General features: G+C 45.6%; 16 protein-coding genes. 9 read left to right on the top strand and 7 right to left on the bottom strand.

Annotated features, from left to right (window positions below; all coding sequences use genetic code 11):
- Positions 1-19 precede the first annotated feature (19 nt).
- Complete coding sequence (locus AC5FX4_RS12475) at positions 20-994, top strand: integron integrase (RefSeq protein ID WP_493606705.1); 975 nt, start codon at positions 20-22, stop codon at positions 992-994.
- A gap of 142 nt (positions 995-1,136) precedes the next feature.
- Here AC5FX4_RS12475 and AC5FX4_RS12480 read toward each other — a convergent pair whose 3' ends face one another.
- From AC5FX4_RS12480 to AC5FX4_RS12510, 7 genes are all read right to left on the bottom strand, one after another.
- Positions 1,137-1,898, bottom strand: a complete 762-nt coding sequence (locus AC5FX4_RS12480) for an SDR family oxidoreductase (protein ID WP_493606706.1) — start codon at positions 1,896-1,898, stop codon at positions 1,137-1,139.
- Between the two features lie 4 nt (positions 1,899-1,902).
- Positions 1,903-2,790: a 3-hydroxyisobutyrate dehydrogenase gene (gene mmsB / locus AC5FX4_RS12485; protein ID WP_493606707.1), complete on the bottom strand. Its 888-nt coding sequence runs from the start codon at positions 2,788-2,790 to the stop codon at positions 1,903-1,905.
- A 10-nt stretch (positions 2,791-2,800) separates the two neighbouring features.
- Positions 2,801-3,940, bottom strand: a complete 1,140-nt coding sequence (locus AC5FX4_RS12490; RefSeq protein WP_493606708.1) for an enoyl-CoA hydratase/isomerase family protein — start codon at positions 3,938-3,940, stop codon at positions 2,801-2,803.
- Positions 3,940-4,716, bottom strand: a complete 777-nt coding sequence (locus AC5FX4_RS12495; protein ID WP_493606709.1) for an enoyl-CoA hydratase — start codon at positions 4,714-4,716, stop codon at positions 3,940-3,942. The genes AC5FX4_RS12490 and AC5FX4_RS12495 overlap by 1 nt, the downstream gene beginning before the upstream one ends.
- 10 nt (positions 4,717-4,726) lie before the next feature.
- Positions 4,727-5,884, bottom strand: a complete 1,158-nt coding sequence (locus tag AC5FX4_RS12500; RefSeq protein ID WP_493606710.1) for an acyl-CoA dehydrogenase family protein — start codon at positions 5,882-5,884, stop codon at positions 4,727-4,729.
- A gap of 84 nt (positions 5,885-5,968) precedes the next feature.
- On the bottom strand, positions 5,969-7,459 hold the full coding sequence (locus AC5FX4_RS12505; RefSeq protein ID WP_493606711.1) for a CoA-acylating methylmalonate-semialdehyde dehydrogenase: 1,491 nt from the start codon (positions 7,457-7,459) through the stop codon (positions 5,969-5,971).
- Between the two features lie 89 nt (positions 7,460-7,548).
- The gene (locus tag AC5FX4_RS12510) at positions 7,549-8,727 is read right to left on the bottom strand and encodes a thiolase family protein (RefSeq protein WP_493606712.1); all 1,179 of its coding nucleotides are present in this window, start codon (positions 8,725-8,727) and stop codon (positions 7,549-7,551) included.
- Between the two features lie 306 nt (positions 8,728-9,033).
- Here AC5FX4_RS12510 and AC5FX4_RS12515 point away from each other — a divergent pair, with 306 nt between their 5' ends.
- From AC5FX4_RS12515 to AC5FX4_RS12550, 8 genes are all read left to right on the top strand, one after another.
- Positions 9,034-9,429 (top strand): MerR family transcriptional regulator, encoded by a 396-nt coding sequence (locus AC5FX4_RS12515; protein WP_493607819.1) that lies wholly within the window; start codon positions 9,034-9,036, stop codon positions 9,427-9,429.
- 21 nt (positions 9,430-9,450) lie between these two features.
- Complete coding sequence (locus tag AC5FX4_RS12520) at positions 9,451-10,626, top strand: isovaleryl-CoA dehydrogenase (RefSeq protein ID WP_493606713.1); 1,176 nt, start codon at positions 9,451-9,453, stop codon at positions 10,624-10,626.
- A gap of 10 nt (positions 10,627-10,636) precedes the next feature.
- A complete protein-coding gene (locus AC5FX4_RS12525; protein ID WP_493606714.1) occupies positions 10,637-12,244 on the top strand; it encodes a carboxyl transferase domain-containing protein in 1,608 nt (535 codons plus the stop codon).
- Positions 12,245-12,256: 12 nt separating this feature from the next.
- Positions 12,257-13,039: an enoyl-CoA hydratase-related protein gene (locus tag AC5FX4_RS12530; protein WP_493606715.1), complete on the top strand. Its 783-nt coding sequence runs from the start codon at positions 12,257-12,259 to the stop codon at positions 13,037-13,039.
- Positions 13,040-13,049: 10 nt separating this feature from the next.
- Entirely contained in the window at positions 13,050-14,996 is a 1,947-nt protein-coding gene (locus AC5FX4_RS12535) for an acetyl/propionyl/methylcrotonyl-CoA carboxylase subunit alpha (protein WP_493606716.1), read from the top strand.
- Entirely contained in the window at positions 14,997-15,899 is a 903-nt protein-coding gene (locus AC5FX4_RS12540; RefSeq protein ID WP_493606717.1) for a hydroxymethylglutaryl-CoA lyase, read from the top strand.
- 72 nt (positions 15,900-15,971) lie between these two features.
- Complete coding sequence (locus AC5FX4_RS12545; protein ID WP_493606718.1) at positions 15,972-16,670, top strand: CoA transferase subunit A; 699 nt, start codon at positions 15,972-15,974, stop codon at positions 16,668-16,670.
- A gap of 10 nt (positions 16,671-16,680) precedes the next feature.
- A complete protein-coding gene (locus AC5FX4_RS12550) occupies positions 16,681-17,340 on the top strand; it encodes a CoA transferase subunit B (protein ID WP_493606719.1) in 660 nt (219 codons plus the stop codon).
- Positions 17,341-17,383: the final 43 nt, after the last annotated feature.

A 17,383-nucleotide genomic window follows, 5' to 3' on the forward strand; every position in this document is an offset into this window, starting at 1 on the left:
TTAACAGATGGAATTGTTTATGAAGTCTCCCTTTTTAACTATGGTGCAAGAGCACATGTATATGCGTCGATACGCTAAACGTACCATTGAGTCATATCTTAGATGGATAGCCGCTTTTATTCGTTTTAACAATATGCGCCACCCTAATACACTTGGTAACACTGAAGTTGAGTTATTTCTTAGTCACCTTGCCAATCAACAAAATGTGGCACAAGGTACTCAAGCACAAGCGTTAAATGCGCTGAGCTATCTTTACAAAGAAATACTCAAAACACCTATGTCTTTAAATTTAAAATTTAATAAAAGTCAGCGTGCTCGTAAGTTACCCGTGGTTTTAACCAAAGATGAAGTAGCGGCGCTATTAAAAATGTGCAGTTCGCGTCATTATTTATCCTGCGCGCTACTTTACGGCAGCGGGTTAAGGCTTATGGAAGCCATGCGTTTACGCGTGCAAGATATTGACTTTGACTATCAGTGTATTCGTATTTGGGATGGAAAAGGTGGCAAAAACCGCGTAGTTACCCTTGCCAAAAAACTTACCCCATTGCTAAACAACCAAATTCGACAAGTTCAAAGTCATTTGCAGCTAGACCTTCAAAACCCGCTTTTTAATGGTGTTTGGCTCCCTCATCAATTAAGAAAAAAGTACCAAGGTCACAACAAGCACTTAAACTGGCAATATTTATTTCCTTCCCACAAGCTCAGTATTGACCCAGAAACAAAACAACTTCGTCGGCACCACATTGATGAAAAGCAAGTACAAAGAGCAGTCAAAAATGCAGCCAAAATGGCGGGGATCACCAAACATGTAACACCGCATACCTTGCGTCACTCATTCGCAACGCATTTACTGCAAAGTGGTGCAGATATCAGAACTGTGCAAGCGCAGCTGGGTCACACTGATGTACGTACAACACAAATCTATACTCACGTCATTGGGCAAGGCGCTCAGGGGGTAGTTAGCCCTATGTCTCATTTGCAGATCCCCACATAAAAAGACGATATTGATACTTTAGTGATACCAATTTCCACCTATGTAGTTGGCGACGCCTTTGCCTACACAAACAGCCCTATCGACAAATAAAAAAGGCATGTATATAACCTACATGCCTTTTAGTCATTAGGTTGCGAGCACATTACAAACGAATGCCGCCGTCAATCTCTACGACTCGACCTGTAAAAAAGTCGTTTTCGATGATGTATTTTGCAGTATGGGCAATTTCATCAGCCTCGCCCAAACGCCCGACAGGTTTCATCTTCACTAAACGCTCTTTGGCTTCAGGCTTCATGGCATCTGTCATGGTTGTGCGAATAACACCCGGTGCAATCGCGCCAACGCGAATACCAAAACGGCCTAACTCTTTAGCCCAGCTTGTGGTCATGGCAACTACACCCGCTTTTGCAGCAGAATAATTAGTTTGACCCATATTACCTGCACGCGCCACACTCGACATATTAATGATCACGCCGCCCTCACCCGCTTCAACCATTTTAACCGCCGCTTCACGACCGCATAGAAATACGCCTGTTAGGTTCACGTCGATAACAGATTGGAACTGTGATAAAGCCATTTTATCAACCACTTTGCCTTCTTTGGCTTTCAGCAGCAGACCATCGCGTAAAATACCGGCATTGTTAATAAGTACGGTAATATTGCCAAAATCAGATTGAATTGTATTAAATACCGCTTCTACTTCGCTCTCAACGCTGACGTTGGCAACATAAGTAGCAACTTTTACACCCAGCTTACTTAGTTCTGAGCGAGCCGATGCAAGTACATCTTCTTGCATATCAATCACCGCAAGGTTTGCGCCTAACTTCGCCATTTCAGTGGCCATTGCAAAGCCTAGGCCTTGCGCACCACCCGTTACCACTACGGTTTTATTGTTAATATCCATAGGTTTACTTTTCACTGTATAATTTAAAAATTGCGCTAAAGTCTTCTGCGCCTTTGCCTTGATTTTGCATCAAGTTGTATAAGTTTTTAGCCATTGCACCTAATGGGGTTGCCGAGTTAGTTTGCTGCGCAGCTTGTTGCGCAAGGCCTAAATCTTTCGCCATTAAGTCAACCATAAAGCCCGGCTTGTATCCATTGGTGCTTGGTACATTTTCTTGTACATTTGGACATGGGTTATAAAGCTCTAACGTCCAGTTACGGCCCGAGCTATTTAGCATGATCTCGCTAAGTACTTTAGGATCTAAGCCATGATCAATACCCATTTGCAATGCTTCACTGGTACCCGCCATTAAAATGCTCAACAGCATGTTGTTACAGATTTTAGCGACTTGACCTGCGCCAATATTACCCGCATGGAAAATGTTTTTGCCCATGTCGGTCAATATGTCGTTAGCACGGTTAAAGTCGGCATCACTGCCACCGACTATAAAAGTTAGCGTGCCCGCTGCCGCACCTGCTGTGCCGCCCGACACGGGTGCATCAACAAAGCTAATGCCCGCTTTAGCCAGCTCACCGCCCACAAACTGGGCCGACTCAGCATCAATCGTTGAACAATCAATCACCAAAGTTGATTTGTCGAGGTGATTAATTAAACCGTTTTCACCACAGTAAATCATGCGTACATGCTTACCCGCAGGCAGCATGCTCACTACATAATCAGCGCCATCACACACTTGCTCTACGCTCGCTGCTGCGTTCGCGCCTTGTAGTTTAAGCTGTGCAACCGCTTCTTCACTTAAATCAAACACAGTCACTGTGTGGCCAGCTTTAACCAAATTGCTGGCCATTGGGCCGCCCATGTTGCCTAGGCCAATAAATCCAATCTTTGCCATGTTCTGCTCCTTACATATCCGCCAGTGGATGGTTTTGCTCATCCCACTTTGGCGTTAAAAACGCTGCGATGGTACTTGCTGGTACGTCATTGACCGATGCAAATTGCCAGTTAGGTTGGCCATCTTTATCAATGAGTAACGCGCGCACACCTTCTTGAAACTCGCCTGCAAGCCCAGCCTGTACTGACATACCCAGTTCAAACATAAAGCATTCTTTTAAGCTTTTGTTTTTACCCGCTTTTAGCTGTTCGCTTACAAGCACAGCACTTAGTGCTGAGCCATGTTTAAGCGACTTTTGCGCGCGGCTTAACCATTTATTGTCGTCGCTAGGCAGCGCTAAAATAAAGTCCACTTGCGCTTGAAGCGCTGTAATACCATCTAGTTCATTGAGCTGCGCTTGAATTGCTTTAACTTCGCTAACTGGTGGCTGTGCTGAGTTTTTATCTAACTCCAGCAATACATTGCTTAGCTTTTCATGGTTTAAGCTGGTTGTTTTACCCCAGTTAATCGCAATCATCTCATTCACGAGATCTGTATATTTGTTGCTATCAATGGTGTGGTCCGCAAGACCAACATAACGCGCATCACTGGCGTTAATTGATGCACCAGTTAAGCCTAAAAACAACCCTGCACCTTGTGGCATTTTATTGAGGAAGTAGCTACCGCCAACGTCAGGATATAATCCAATGGTGATCTCTGGCATCGCGATGCGCGCAGTTTCCGTCACCACTCGATGGCTTGCTCCGGCCATCAACCCAAGTCCACCACCCATAATAATGCCATTACCCCAAAGTAGAATTGGCTTATCGTAGGTGTGAATTTTGTAGTCTAGGCGGTATTCTTCAGCGAAGAAGGTTTGTAGATAATCATTGCCATCGTTTGCTGCCATCGCTTTGTACAAGCTTACAACGTCGCCACCGGCACAAAATGCCTTTTCCCCTTCACCTTTAAGTACCACCATGGCTACTTGCTCGTCTTGCGCCCAAGCATCCAACTGTGGTGTAAGTAAACGGATCATGTCTAAATTCAGCGCATTCAAGGCTTTTGGCACGTTCAGTGTGGCAAAGGCAATTTGCATCCCGTTTTCACACTGAGCCAACTCAAATACCACTGGTGCGTCAGCTTGATTGAGTAACTGTAAATTAGCCATTAGCCATTCACCCAGTTTGGTTTACGCTTTTCTAAAAATGCATTCACGCCTTCTTTTTGGTCTTGCGTGTCAAACAAAGTAACGAATAGTTCACGCTCTAATGGCAATGCGCTGTTAATTGTACCTGTGCGACCTTTTTGGATCAGCGCTTTACATGCAGTTACCGCTACCGGGCTTTGCTCACCAACTTTTTCAGCCAGTGCAATTGCAGCATTGAGCGCTTCGCCCGTTTCAACTACCTCTTCAACTAAGCCAATTTGTTGTGCTTTATCCGCTTTCAGACGTTCGCCACATAAAATCATGCGCTTTGCCCAGCCTTCGCCAACTAACCATGCTAGGTTTTGTGTACCGCCAGCACAAGGCAACAAGCCCACTTTGGCTTCTGGCAATGCCATTTGTGCTTGCGATTCTGCTATACGAATATCGCAAGCAAGGGCAACTTCAAGGCCTCCCCCCATCGCAAAACCGTTAATCGCGGCGATGGAAACACCTCTAAAGTCGCTCAGCGTTTCGAACGCTTCACCAAATACGCGTGACATATCCGCCGCAATGCCTTTATCGCCGCTGGCAAATACGTTTAAGTCAGCCCCTGCTGAGAAAAACTTTTCACCTTCACCGGTGATCACTAACGCGTAAATGTTTTTATCGGCATTTAGCTCATTCACTAACTCTTTTAAACCAACAAGCGTATCGCGAGTCCACGTATTCGCAGGTGGATTGCTCATGGTGATAACGGCTGTATTACCTTGTTTCTCAAGTTTAAGTTGTGCACTCATGATATTCTCCTTATAAAACGCTGGCCGCGCCTTGCGCTAAAATACGACGTGCAATGATCACACGCATGATCTCATTGGTACCTTCAAGAATTTGATGTACACGCACATCACGAACGTGACGCTCTAATGGGTATTCTTTGATGTAACCATAGCCACCATGAATTTGCAGGGCATCGTCACACACTTTAAAGCCTACATCTGTCGCAAAGCGTTTAGCCATGGCACAGTAAGTGGTTTTTTCACTGTCGTTGGTGTCTAGTTTGAATGCCGCTAAACGTACCATTTGACGCGCCGCTACAAGCTCAGTATTCATGTCTGCAATCTTAAATTGCAATGCTTGAAATGCGGCAAGTGGCTTACCAAATTGTTCTCGCTCTTGCATGTATTGCTTCGCTGTATTTAGAGCCTGTTGTGCAGTACCAATTGAGCAAGTTGCAATATTGATACGACCACCGTCTAAACCCTGCATGGCAAATTTAAAGCCTTCGCCTTCTTGGCCTAATAAGTGGTTAGCTGGAATACGTACATTTTCTAGGGTCACTAAACGCGTAGGCTGGGCGTTCCAGCCCATTTTTTCTTCCGCTTTGCCGTATACCACACCGGCTGCGTCCGCAGGCACAACAAATGCTGAAATGCCTTTAGGGCCGTCTTCCCCGGTGCGCGCCATCACCACTAAAACGTCTGTTTCGCCAGCGCCAGAGATAAACATTTTTGAGCCATTTAATACGTACTCATCACCTTCTTTCAGCGCTTTGGTTTTAAGTGATGCTGCATCAGAACCTGAGCCCGGCTCAGTCAAACAATAAGAAGCTAGCAACTCGCCCATAACCAGTTGGTCGATGTACTTTTCTTTTGCTGCATCGCTACCAAAGCTGGCTATCATCCAAGTTGCCATATTGTGGATGGTCAACATGGCCGTTGTGGCTGTACAGCCCATTGAAAGCTGTTCAAAAATAATGCTTGAGTCTAAACGCGATAAACCAAGTCCACCTGCCTCTTCTGGCGTGTATAAACCGCAAAAGCCGAGTTCACCCGCCTTTTTAATCACGTCTTTTGGAAAAATATGTTCGCGATCCCAAAGGGCAGCGTTAGGAGCAAGCTCGCTCATAGCAAATTGGTACGCGGTATCAGCAAATGCCTGTTGATCTTCGGTTAGATTAAAGTCCATAAAGACCTCTTGTTGTGTTGATGACTAAGCCAGAGAGACTCTGGCCTAGTTTGTAGTTATTGTAATATTCTTTGAAACGCTGAATTACTTCAGGTTGATGCTCATGTTTGGACCTGAAGCGATATCGTCTTCAAACCAACGTGAGGTAATAGTTTTAGTTTCTGTGTAAAAACGCACGCCTTGCTTACCATAGGTGTGTTGGTCGCCATAAAATGAGCCTTTCCAACCTGTGAATGAGAAGAATGGCAATGGCACGGGAATTGGCACGTTAATACCCACTTGGCCTACTTCAATTTCATGTTGGAACTTACGTGCAGCGGCACCGCTTGATGTAAACAACGAAGTACCGTTTCCGTATGGACTCGCGTTGATAAGCGCAATCGCTTCTTCCAACGTATCTACAAACATACATGCCAATACAGGACCAAAGATCTCTTCTTTATATAGGTCCATTTCAGTGGTTACGTCAGTGAATAACGTCGGCCCTACCCAGTTACCTTTTTCGTAACCTTCAACGGTAAAATCAGAGCCGTCTAACAAACAGGTTGCGCCTTGCTGCTTCGCACTTTCAATCAATGACAAAATGCGTGCTTTTGCTTGTGGGGTTGTTTGTGGGCCGTAGGCAGCTTCTGGGTCATTCCAAATGCCAGGGCGCACTTTTGATAACGCTTCTTTTAAGTCGTTTACCCACTCTTTCGATTGACCAACAAACACGGCAACAGAAATACCCATACAACGTTGACCAGCCGCGCCCACTGATGAGCCAACAAGGTTATTGATCAATTGCTCTTTTTTAGAGTCTGGCATAATAACCATGTGGTTTTTAGCGCCAACACATGCTTGAACACGTTTTAGATTCTGCGTGCCTTTTGAGTAAATATATTGACCAACACCACACGAACCTACAAACGAAATAGCGCGAATTTCTGGCGCTTCAAGAATTTGATCTACTTGATCTTTAGTTCCATGAATAACTTGTAATACACCTTTTGGTGCGCCAGCTTCCTCAAATAGCTCAACTAAACGCATTGGCGTAAGTGGATCTTGCTCTGATGGCTTAAGGATAAACGTATTACCGCACACAATCGCCATTGGGAACATCCAAAGTGGGATCATCGCTGGGAAGTTAAATGGTGTAATACCCGCACACACACCCAGTGGCTGCATGTACGAATAGGTATCAATTTTACGGGCAACGTTTTCGACCGTTTCGCCCATCATCATCGATGGCGCATTGGCGGCTTGTTCAACCACTTCAATACCACGCCAAACGTCACCTTTAGCGTCTTCAAAGGTTTTGCCAAGCTCATGACAGATGATGGTCGCTAGTTCATCATGGTGCTCTTTTAATAGTGCAGCGTAACGCATCATAATACGTGAGCGTTCTGTTACAGGTACTTCTTTCCACGTTTTAAAAGTTTCTTGCGCTGAATCAATTGCAGCACGTACTTCTTGCTCGGTTGCGCAAGGTACTTGAGCAAGTACGTCTTGAGTTGCAGGGTTTACAACATCAATCCATTGTTCAGATGATGATTGTGTGAATTCGCCGTTGATGTATAAAGGTACTTGGTGCATTGTGCACTCCTCCCCAGATTATGTGTCATGGCACCAAATGGCTGTAATAATTGTTTTGCCTTATTTATTTGGTGCCGTGTGAATGTGTTTTAAACTTCGACCGCCAGTGCCACAGCCTCACCACCACCAATACACAGTGATGCGATACCTTTTGACAAGCCACGGTTACGTAATGCATGAATAAGCGTCACTAAAATACGTGCGCCACTGGCACCGATTGGGTGACCCAATGCACAAGCACCACCGTTTACGTTTACCTTGCTGCTATCTAAGCCCATTTCATTAATGGCAAGCATAGTAACCATGGCAAATGCTTCGTTTATCTCCCAAAGATCAACCTCGTCTTTGCTCCAACCTGTGCGCTCAAGTAACGTGTTCATTGCGCCCACTGGTGCAAGTGTAAATTCAGAAGGCAATTGTGAATGTGTCGCGTGTGCCGCTATTTTACAAAGTGGTGTTAAACCATGGCGCTTCGCTTCAGACTCACTCATTAAAATAAGCGCTGCACCACCGTCAGAAATTGATGAAGAGTTGGCTGCGGTAACAGTACCGTCCTTTTTGAATGCAGGACGTAAGCTTGGAATTTTCTCTGGACGCGCATTACCTGGTTGTTCATCAATGCTGACTTCAACGTCGCCTTTGCGTGTTTTAAGCGTTACCGGCGCAATCTCATTATGGAAGCTGCCATTTTCGATTGCTGCATTGGCTTTGCTCAGTGAAGCTAATGCAAACTCGTCCATTTGCTCACGAGTAATGCCGTATTGATCTGCTGTATCTTGCGCAAAACAACCCATTGCTTTGTTGTCGTACGCGTCTTCTAAGCCATCAGCCATCATGTGATCTTTAATTTCACCATGGCCCATACGCATACCACCACGCGCTTTTGGAATGAAGTACGGAGAATTAGTCATACTTTCCATACCACCAGCAATGGCTGAGTTAATGCTGCCCGCTTTGATCAAGTCATGCGCTAACATCGCGGCTTTCAGACCTGAGCCACATACTTTGTTAATGGTTGTCGCGCCAGTCGAACGCGCTAAACCAGCATGTAGCATTGCTTGACGTGCTGGTGCTTGGCCTAGTCCCGCAGGCAAAACACAGCCCATGATCACTTCGTCAATTGACGCGTCGCTTAAACCCGTTTCAGCCATCACGCTTTTTATCGCGGTAGCACCTAAATCAGTACCACTTGCATCTGATAAAGCGCCCATAAAGCCACCCATTGGGGTACGTTTTGCAGCTACAATGACAACAGCATCATTACTCATTTCTAACTCCTAGTTGAAAACGCTCAAAAAACGCGCTTTTCTAAATGATTTATTAATTAAATTGAGCATACATAATATTTACGTTTACGCCAACGTAAATCTAAAATCAAGCAAACTGCGTTGAGTGATTCTGTAAACTTAAGTTGCACACTTTGCTTGCCAAACCGCGTAAATTATTGGCTAGAGCAAAAAACACCCAGCTCAACACTCTACCACTAAAGTATGATTATAACGCTTTACTTTACCTTTACGTAAACTTCACTTATATTGGACCAAACAGTATTTAAGTCAATGTGTAAAATCATCATGCAAGATAATCAAAACGAAGAAACCTACTCAATCAGCGATTTAGCGAAAGAATTTGATATTACAACGCGCAGTATACGCTTTTATGAAGATCAGGGCTTGCTATCTCCCGAGCGTCACGGACAAACCAGAATTTATTCGAAGCGTGACAAAGTTCGCCTCAAACTCATTTTAAGAGGTAAGCGTTTGGGCTTTACATTGGCGGAAACTGGCCGCTTGTTTGAGCTTTACGACGCGGATAAATCAAGCGCAAAACAATTAACGATCATGTTGCAGCTTATCGAAGAGAAAAAAGCCGATTTAAGCCAGCAAATGGATGACATTAAAGTGGTGTTAATGGAGCTGGTGACCGCAGAGCGCCGCTGCCTTGACACTTTAAAGAATTTAGAAGAATAACCTCTCACAGGATGGAACAGTATGAGCACAGTATCTTTATATAAAGAAATGAATTTTGGCCTTGGTGAAACGGCAGACATGATCCGCGATCATGTTAACAACTTTGCAAGCGCTGAAATTGCCCCGATTGCTGAAAAAACCGATCATGAAAATAGCTTCCCTAATCATCTATGGCCACAGTTTGGCGATATGGGCCTATTAGGCATTACTGTACCAGAGGAATTTGGTGGTGCAGGTATGGGCTACCTAGAGCACGTAGTGGCAATGGAAGAGATCAGCCGTGCAAGCGCCTCTATTGGTCTAAGCTATGGCGCACATTCAAACCTGTGTGTTAACCAAATTAACCGCAATGGTAATGAAGAACAAAAACGCAAATATCTACCTAAGCTTATCAGCGGTGAGCACATTGGCGCACTGGCAATGAGTGAACCAAATGCGGGTTCTGACGTGGTTTCAATGAAGCTTAAAGCCGAGAAAAAAGGCGATAAGTATGTATTGAACGGCAACAAAATGTGGATCACCAATGGTCCTGACGCAGACGTGTTAGTGATTTATGCCAAAACAGATCTACAAGCGGGCTCAAAAGGCATTACCGCATTTATCGTTGAAAAAGACTTTCCTGGTTTTTCAACCGCACAAAAGCTAGACAAGCTGGGTATGCGTGGTTCAAATACGTGTGAATTGGTATTTGAAGACTGTGAAGTACCAGAAGAGAACATTCTTGGTAACTTAAACGAAGGCGTTAAGGTACTAATGAGTGGCCTAGATTATGAGCGCGTAGTACTTGCAGCGGGTCCTCTTGGGATAATGCAAGCCTGTATGGACATCGTCGTACCTTATATTCACGAGCGTAAGCAGTTCAATCAGTCTATTGGTGAGTTCCAACTTATCCAAGGCAAAATAGCGGATATGTACACGCAGATGAATGCCGCACGCTCATATGTGTACACGGTAGCTAAAGCCTGTGACCGAGGTGAAACAACCCGTAAAGATGCTGCTGGTGCAATTCTTTATGCTGCGGAGCTTGCGACCAAGATGGCACTAGATGCGATTCAAATTCTCGGTGGTAACGGTTACATCAACGAATACGCAACGGGTCGTTTATTGCGCGATGCCAAGCTTTATGAAATTGGTGCGGGTACGTCTGAAATTCGCCGTATGCTAATTGGACGAGAGCTTTTCACAGAAAGCCGCTAAGGATTGAAACATGACTGTACTTAACTCTTCGGTTAACCCTCACGACAGTCAGTTTAAAGCAAACAGCGAAGCCATGGCTTCGCTGGTTGCAGATTTAAACGACAAAGTCGCTACATTATCTCAAGGCGGTGGTGAAGCACTCATCGCGCGTCATCAAAGCCGCGGTAAATTATTTGTTCGAGACCGTATTAACACCTTACTAGACGAAGGCTCACCATTTTTAGAGATCTCACAATTCGCTGCATTTGGCGTGTATGAACAAGACATTCCCTGCGCTGGCGTGGTTGCGGGGATCGGCCGCGTGCAAGGTGTTGAATGTATGATTGTGGGTAACGATGCTACTGTTAAAGGCGGTACTTATTTCCCATTGACAGTAAAAAAACACCTTCGCGCCCAAGAAATCGCAGAGCGCTGCCACTTACCCTGCATTTATTTGGTTGATTCGGGCGGCGCAAACTTACCTGAACAAGACGAAGTTTTCCCAGACAAGCTGCACTTTGGTCGCATTTTTTATAACCAAGCGCGCATGTCAGCCAAAGGTATTCCGCAAATTGCGGTGGTAATGGGCTTATGTACGGCAGGTGGTGCTTACGTACCGGCCATGGCCGATGAAAGTATTATAGTTAAAGAGCAAGGGACTATTTTCTTAGCCGGTCCTCCGCTTGTAAAAGCGGCGACAGGTGAAGAAGTAAGCGCGGAAGATTTAGGTGGTGCAGACGTACACTGTAAAACCTCAGGTGTGGCTGACCACTACGCCGAAAATGACGAGCATGCGCTGTCAATCGCTCGCCAGTGTATTGCTCGCATTAATCATCAGCGCCCTACTCGACCCATTTTAAAAGATGTGAAGCCGCCTCGTTACGATATTCGTGAAGTATATGGCATTGTGGGCACCGATCTTAAAAAGCCGTTTGATGTGCGCGAAGTTATCGCCCGTATTGTTGATGATTCACAGTTTGATGAATTCAAACGCTATTTTGGTGAAACCCTAGTAACCGGTTTTGCTGAAATTTATGGTCATCCAGTAGGCATTGTGGCCAACAACGGCATCTTGTTCTCCGAGTCAGCACAAAAAGGCGCGCATTTTATTCAGCTATGTACGCAACGTGATATTCCACTGCTGTTCTTACAAAACATCACAGGCTTTATGGTTGGCCAAAAATACGAAGCTGAAGGCATCGCTAAACACGGCGCGAAAATGGTAACTGCGGTATCGTGTGCCGATGTGCCTAAGTTTACCGTACTTATTGGCGGTTCTTACGGTGCAGGTAACTACGGCATGTGTGGTCGAGCATACGAGCCAACCATGATGTGGATGTGGCCAAATGCACGTATCTCGGTAATGGGTGGTGAGCAGGCCGCCGGTGTACTCACGCAAGTGCGTCAAGACGGTTTAGCCCGTAAGGGCGAAAGCATGAGCGACGACGAAGTTGCCGCATTCAAAAAGCCAATCATTGCGCAGTATGAGAAGCAAGGTCACCCATATTACGCCAGTGCGCGCCTTTGGGACGATGGCATTATTGACCCAGCCGATACGCGTACCGTTCTAGGCTTAGCACTTGAAGCCGCAGCAAACGCGCCGCGCAAAGAGTCTAAGTTTGGCATCTTCAGAATGTAACAGGAGCAGACTATGTCGGTCACTTTAACGATAACAAAAACAAAAGTGGCGATTTTAGAGTTAAGTCGCCCCGAAAAACATAACGCTTTTGATGATGCCGTGATTGCTGAACTTATTCAGTGTATTGAACATGCCAATAGCCTTGAGATCCGCGCACTCGTTCTAAAAACCCAAGGTAAGCACTTTTCAGCAGGTGCCGATCTGGGTTGGATGAAGTCGATGGCAGACAACAACTACGAAGAAAACGTGGCAGACTCTGCCATGCTTGCCAAGTTGATGTCGGTGCTAGCAACATCTCCTCATCCAACTTTATGTTTAGTGCAAGGCGCCGCGTTTGGTGGTGCACTTGGCTTAATTGCTTGTTGTGATATTGCCGTTGCCACACCGGATGCCAAATTTTGCTTAAGCGAAGTTAAATTAGGCCTTATCCCTGCCGTGATCAGTCCGTATGTGATTAAAGCCATTGGTGAGCGTCAAGCTCGCCGTTACTTCTTGACAGCAGAAGTATTTAAAGCTGAGCAAGCCTTATCTTTAGGCTTAATTCATGAAGTGAGCGATGACCTTGAGAAAAGCGAACAGTACTTTATTGAAACCTTGCTCAACAATGGACCTGCAGCGGTTCAATCGGCAAAGTCACTCATAAACGAGGTAGCTGGCAAAGCCATCAATGACGAACTGATTGCCCACACAGCAAAACGTATCGCTGAAATTCGCGTCAGTCCAGAGGGACAAGAAGGCTTGAGCGCCTTTTTCGAAAAGCGTGCGCCCAAGTGGCAACACGCGGCAAAACAGTAAGGGATCAAACATGTTGAAAAAAATCCTCATTGCAAACCGTGGCGAAATCGCCTGCCGCGTGATGAAAACCGCTAAGCGTTTAGGCTTAAAAACTGTGGCTGTTTACTCTGATGCCGATGCAAATGCCCTACATGTGAAACAAGCCGATGAAGCCTATCATATAGGTCCAGCTCCTAGTAAAGACTCTTATTTGGTGGCTGACAAAATTCTAGAAGTAGCCAAGCTATCTGGTGCAGACTGTGTTCATCCGGGCTATGGCTTTTTATCTGAAAACAATACATTTGCCGAAGCGCTCGAAAAAGCAGGTATTGCCTTTATTGGCCCACTGGCAAGCTCAATCGAAGCCATGGGATCAAAAACCCGTGCCAAAGAAATTATGGCACAGGCGAACGTACCACTTGTGCCAGGCTATTACGGTCAAAAGCAAGACAGTGATTTTTTAGCCGCAGAAGCTGAAAAAATTGGTTATCCCGTGCTTATCAAAGCCGCCTTTGGTGGCGGTGGTAAAGGCATGCGAGTGGTCCGTCAAAGTTCAGAGTTTTTAGCGTCTCTTGAGGGGGCTAAACGCGAAGCGCTAGCGGGGTTTGGTAACGACCTTGTATTATTAGAACGCTACGTGGATACGCCTCGCCACGTCGAAGTACAAGTATTTGCTGACAACCATGGTAACTGTGTTTATTTGGGCGACCGCGATTGCTCATTGCAACGTCGCCACCAAAAGGTCATAGAAGAAGCGCCAGCACCGGGTTTATCTGACACACTACGCAAAGAGATGGGTGAAGCGGCAGTACGCTGTGCTAAAGCCATTAATTACCGCGGTGCGGGTACTGTGGAGTTTTTACTTTGTGGCGACGAGTTCTTCTTTATGGAAATGAACACGCGCCTACAAGTTGAGCACCCTGTTACAGAAATGGTGACAGGTTTAGATTTAGTTGAATGGCAAATTCGTGTTGCCAACAACCAAACTCTACCACTGACTCAAGAACAAGTAAGCCTAACCGGCCATAGTTTTGAAGCGCGTATTTACGCTGAAGATCCGCGTGAAAACTTTATGCCTTTCTCTGGTGAATTAACGCACTTGTCTTTTCCTCAAGAGAATACAGGCGTGCGCATCGACACCGGCGTACAAACAGGCGCGGAGATCAGCTCCTTCTATGATCCGATGATCGCAAAACTGATCGTCCATGGTCCAGACAGAGAAACTGCCCTGCTTAAGTTACACCATGCGTTAGAAGAAGTGCATTTGGCTGGTGTAAAAAGTAACATTGCCTTTTTACACCACTTGTCTGGTCACCCTACTTTTTCTGCGGGCGCACCGGATACCCACTTTATTGATAGCCAAACAGAGACGTTAACTCAGCAACCAATACCGCTTGAGCAAATGACGTTGCTCGCCGTTGCAGCCTTTATTGCGAACAAACCAACTGGTACAACACCTTGGCAAAATGCGCTTGGCTTTAGACTCAATCAAGTAGCCACGGTTGAAGTACCTTTCGTTGACGAGCCTATTACAGCAAAGCTCAGCGGGGACTCAATCATTGTAGAAGTTGCAGGCAAACAATTCGATATAGTCGCCAATTTGAATGGCACAGCACTCAACACGACGATTAATGGCTGCAAATACACCGCCAGCGTTTTACTCAATGAAGAGACGATTACGGTGATGTATCAAGCGTACGCGCACAGCTTTGAGCTTAAGTCGAAGCATTACATCAGTGAACATGAACACGAGGCGGCCCCGCTTGCTGCGCCACTTAATGGCACGGTTGTAAAACACTTACAGGCAATCAATACGCAAGTAAGTAAAGGTGACGCTGTTGTTGTCATTGAAGCGATGAAGATGGAATACACCCTCAATGCCCCATTTGACGGAACGCTGACCAGCTACTGTTTTGGGGAAGGCGAATTGGTAAGTCACGGTGACATGCTTGCCATCGTTGAGCCTTTGGAGGCGTAAATGTCATACCCCAAAAAAGTACGCATTGTCGAAGTCGGCGCACGCGATGGCTTGCAAAACGAAGCGAGTGTGACCACTGAGCAAAAAGTAACGCTTATTAACGCCCTTGCAGACGCGGGTTTAACAGACATAGAAGCCGGCGCGTTTGTGTCACCCAAATGGGTGCCACAAATGGCTGACTCAAGCGACGTGATCAAGAATGTGAATGTTGGTGAAAAGGTTAATTTAAGTGCTTTAACCCCCAACTTAAAGGGCGCGCAAGCAGCCCTTGAAGTGGGTATTAAAGAGTTTGCGATTTTTACCGCCGCAAGCGAAGCGTTTACTCAAAAAAACATCAACTGCACCATCAACGAAAGTATTGAGCGATTCAAACCCGTCATGGCATTAGCGCAAGAACATGGTGTAAAAGTGCGCGGCTATGTCAGCTGTGTTTTAGGCTGCCCGTATCAGGGTGAGGTCGAACCAGAAGTGGTCCTAGATGTGTGTAAACAATTGTTGGCTCTTGGTTGTTACGAAATTAGCCTAGGCGATACGATTGGTGTCGGCACGCCAAATAAAGTCGATAAATTGCTTAACTTATTACTGCAACATATCAGCGCTGACAAGCTTGCGGTGCACTTTCATGACACTTACGGCCAAGCACTTGCAAACATCAGTAAAGCCCTTGAGATGGGAATTGCTACCGTAGATAGTGCCGTTGCTGGGCTGGGTGGCTGTCCCTATGCTAAGGGCGCGTCAGGAAATGTTGCCACTGAGGATGTAGTTTACTTACTGCAAGGACTTGGCATTGACCCCCAAATTGATTTAGAAAGACTAGCCAAAGCTGGCTGGGCAATTTGCGAGGCGCTCAATAAGCCCCCAGTGAGTAAAGTTTCTTTGGCTTTAAAAGCGAAGTGCGATTAAAAAGTATACATAATATATATGCATTATAGTTTCATGCATATTGAACAATAAATAATCTTTAGGAGTGGGCTCATGGCCGGTTTCGATAAAGTTGTTACAAGCTACGCGCAAGCGATGGATGGATTGAAAGATGGCGATACCATCATTGCAGGCGGCTTCGGGTTATGTGGTATCCCAGAAGGCTTGATCAGCGAAATTAAGCGTAAACAAACAAAAGAGTTAACGGTTGTATCAAACAACTGTGGTGTTGACGATTTTGGTCTTGGCATCTTGTTACATGATCGCCAAATTAAAAAAATCATTGCGTCTTACGTTGGTGAAAATGCTTTATTTGAACAGCAACTACTAGATGGCATCATTGATGTTGAACTAACTCCACAAGGCACGCTTGCTGAAAAAATGCGTGCCGGCGGTGCCGGTATTCCTGCGTTCTACACAGCTACTGGCTACGGTACGCCTGTTGCAGAAGGTAAAGAAGTAAAAGAGTTTGATGGCCGCCCTTATATTTTGGAAGAGTCTATCACTGGCGAGTTCGCCATTGTTAAAGCGTGGAAAGCTGACCGTTACGGTAACCTTGTATTCCGTCACACAGCAATGAACTTCAACCCGATGGCAGCAACAGCGGGTAAGATCACAGTTGCAGAAGTTGAAGAAATTGTCGAGCCTGGTGAATTAGCGCCTAGCGAAATTCATACCCCAGGTATTTACGTTAACCGCGTTATCAAAGGCAGCTTTGAAAAACGCATTGAGCGTGTGACAACGCGTAAATAAGGAGAACACTATGGCTTTATCACGTGAACAAGTTGCAATGCGCGTAGCTCAAGAGCTTCAAGACGGTTATTACGTTAATTTAGGTATCGGCATTCCAACCTTGGTTGCTAACTATGTACCAGAAGGTATTGAAGTTATGCTGCAATCGGAAAACGGCTTATTAGGGATGGGTCCGTACCCAACAGAAGACCAAGTTGACGCAGATATGATCAACGCGGGTAAAGAAACCGTGACAGCTGCCACAGGTGCGGCAATTTTTAATAGTGCAGATAGCTTTGCCATGATCAGGGGTGGTCATGTAGACTTAACGGTTCTAGGTGCATTTGAAGTCGATCAACAAGGCAATATTGCCTCTTGGATGATCCCGAAAAAATTAATCAAAGGCATGGGTGGTGCGATGGACTTAGTCGCCGGCGCACAAAACATTATCGTTACTATGACCCATGCTAGTAAACACGGCGATTCAAAACTGTTAGAAGCATGTACTTTGCCACTAACGGGCGTGAATTGCGTTAAAAAGATTGTAACTGACTTAGCCGTGTTAGAAGTAAAAGACGGCGCATTCCATTTGCTAGAACGCGCGCCGGGTGTTAGTGTTGATGAAATCATAAGCAAAACAGCGGGTAAGCTAATCGTCGAAGGCGATATCCCTGAAATGCAATTTGCCTAACACAATGTACCGACCTCATTCCCAGTGCCATTGGCGCTGAGTT

Source organism: Pseudoalteromonas sp. ATL1 (genome assembly GCF_058933015.1).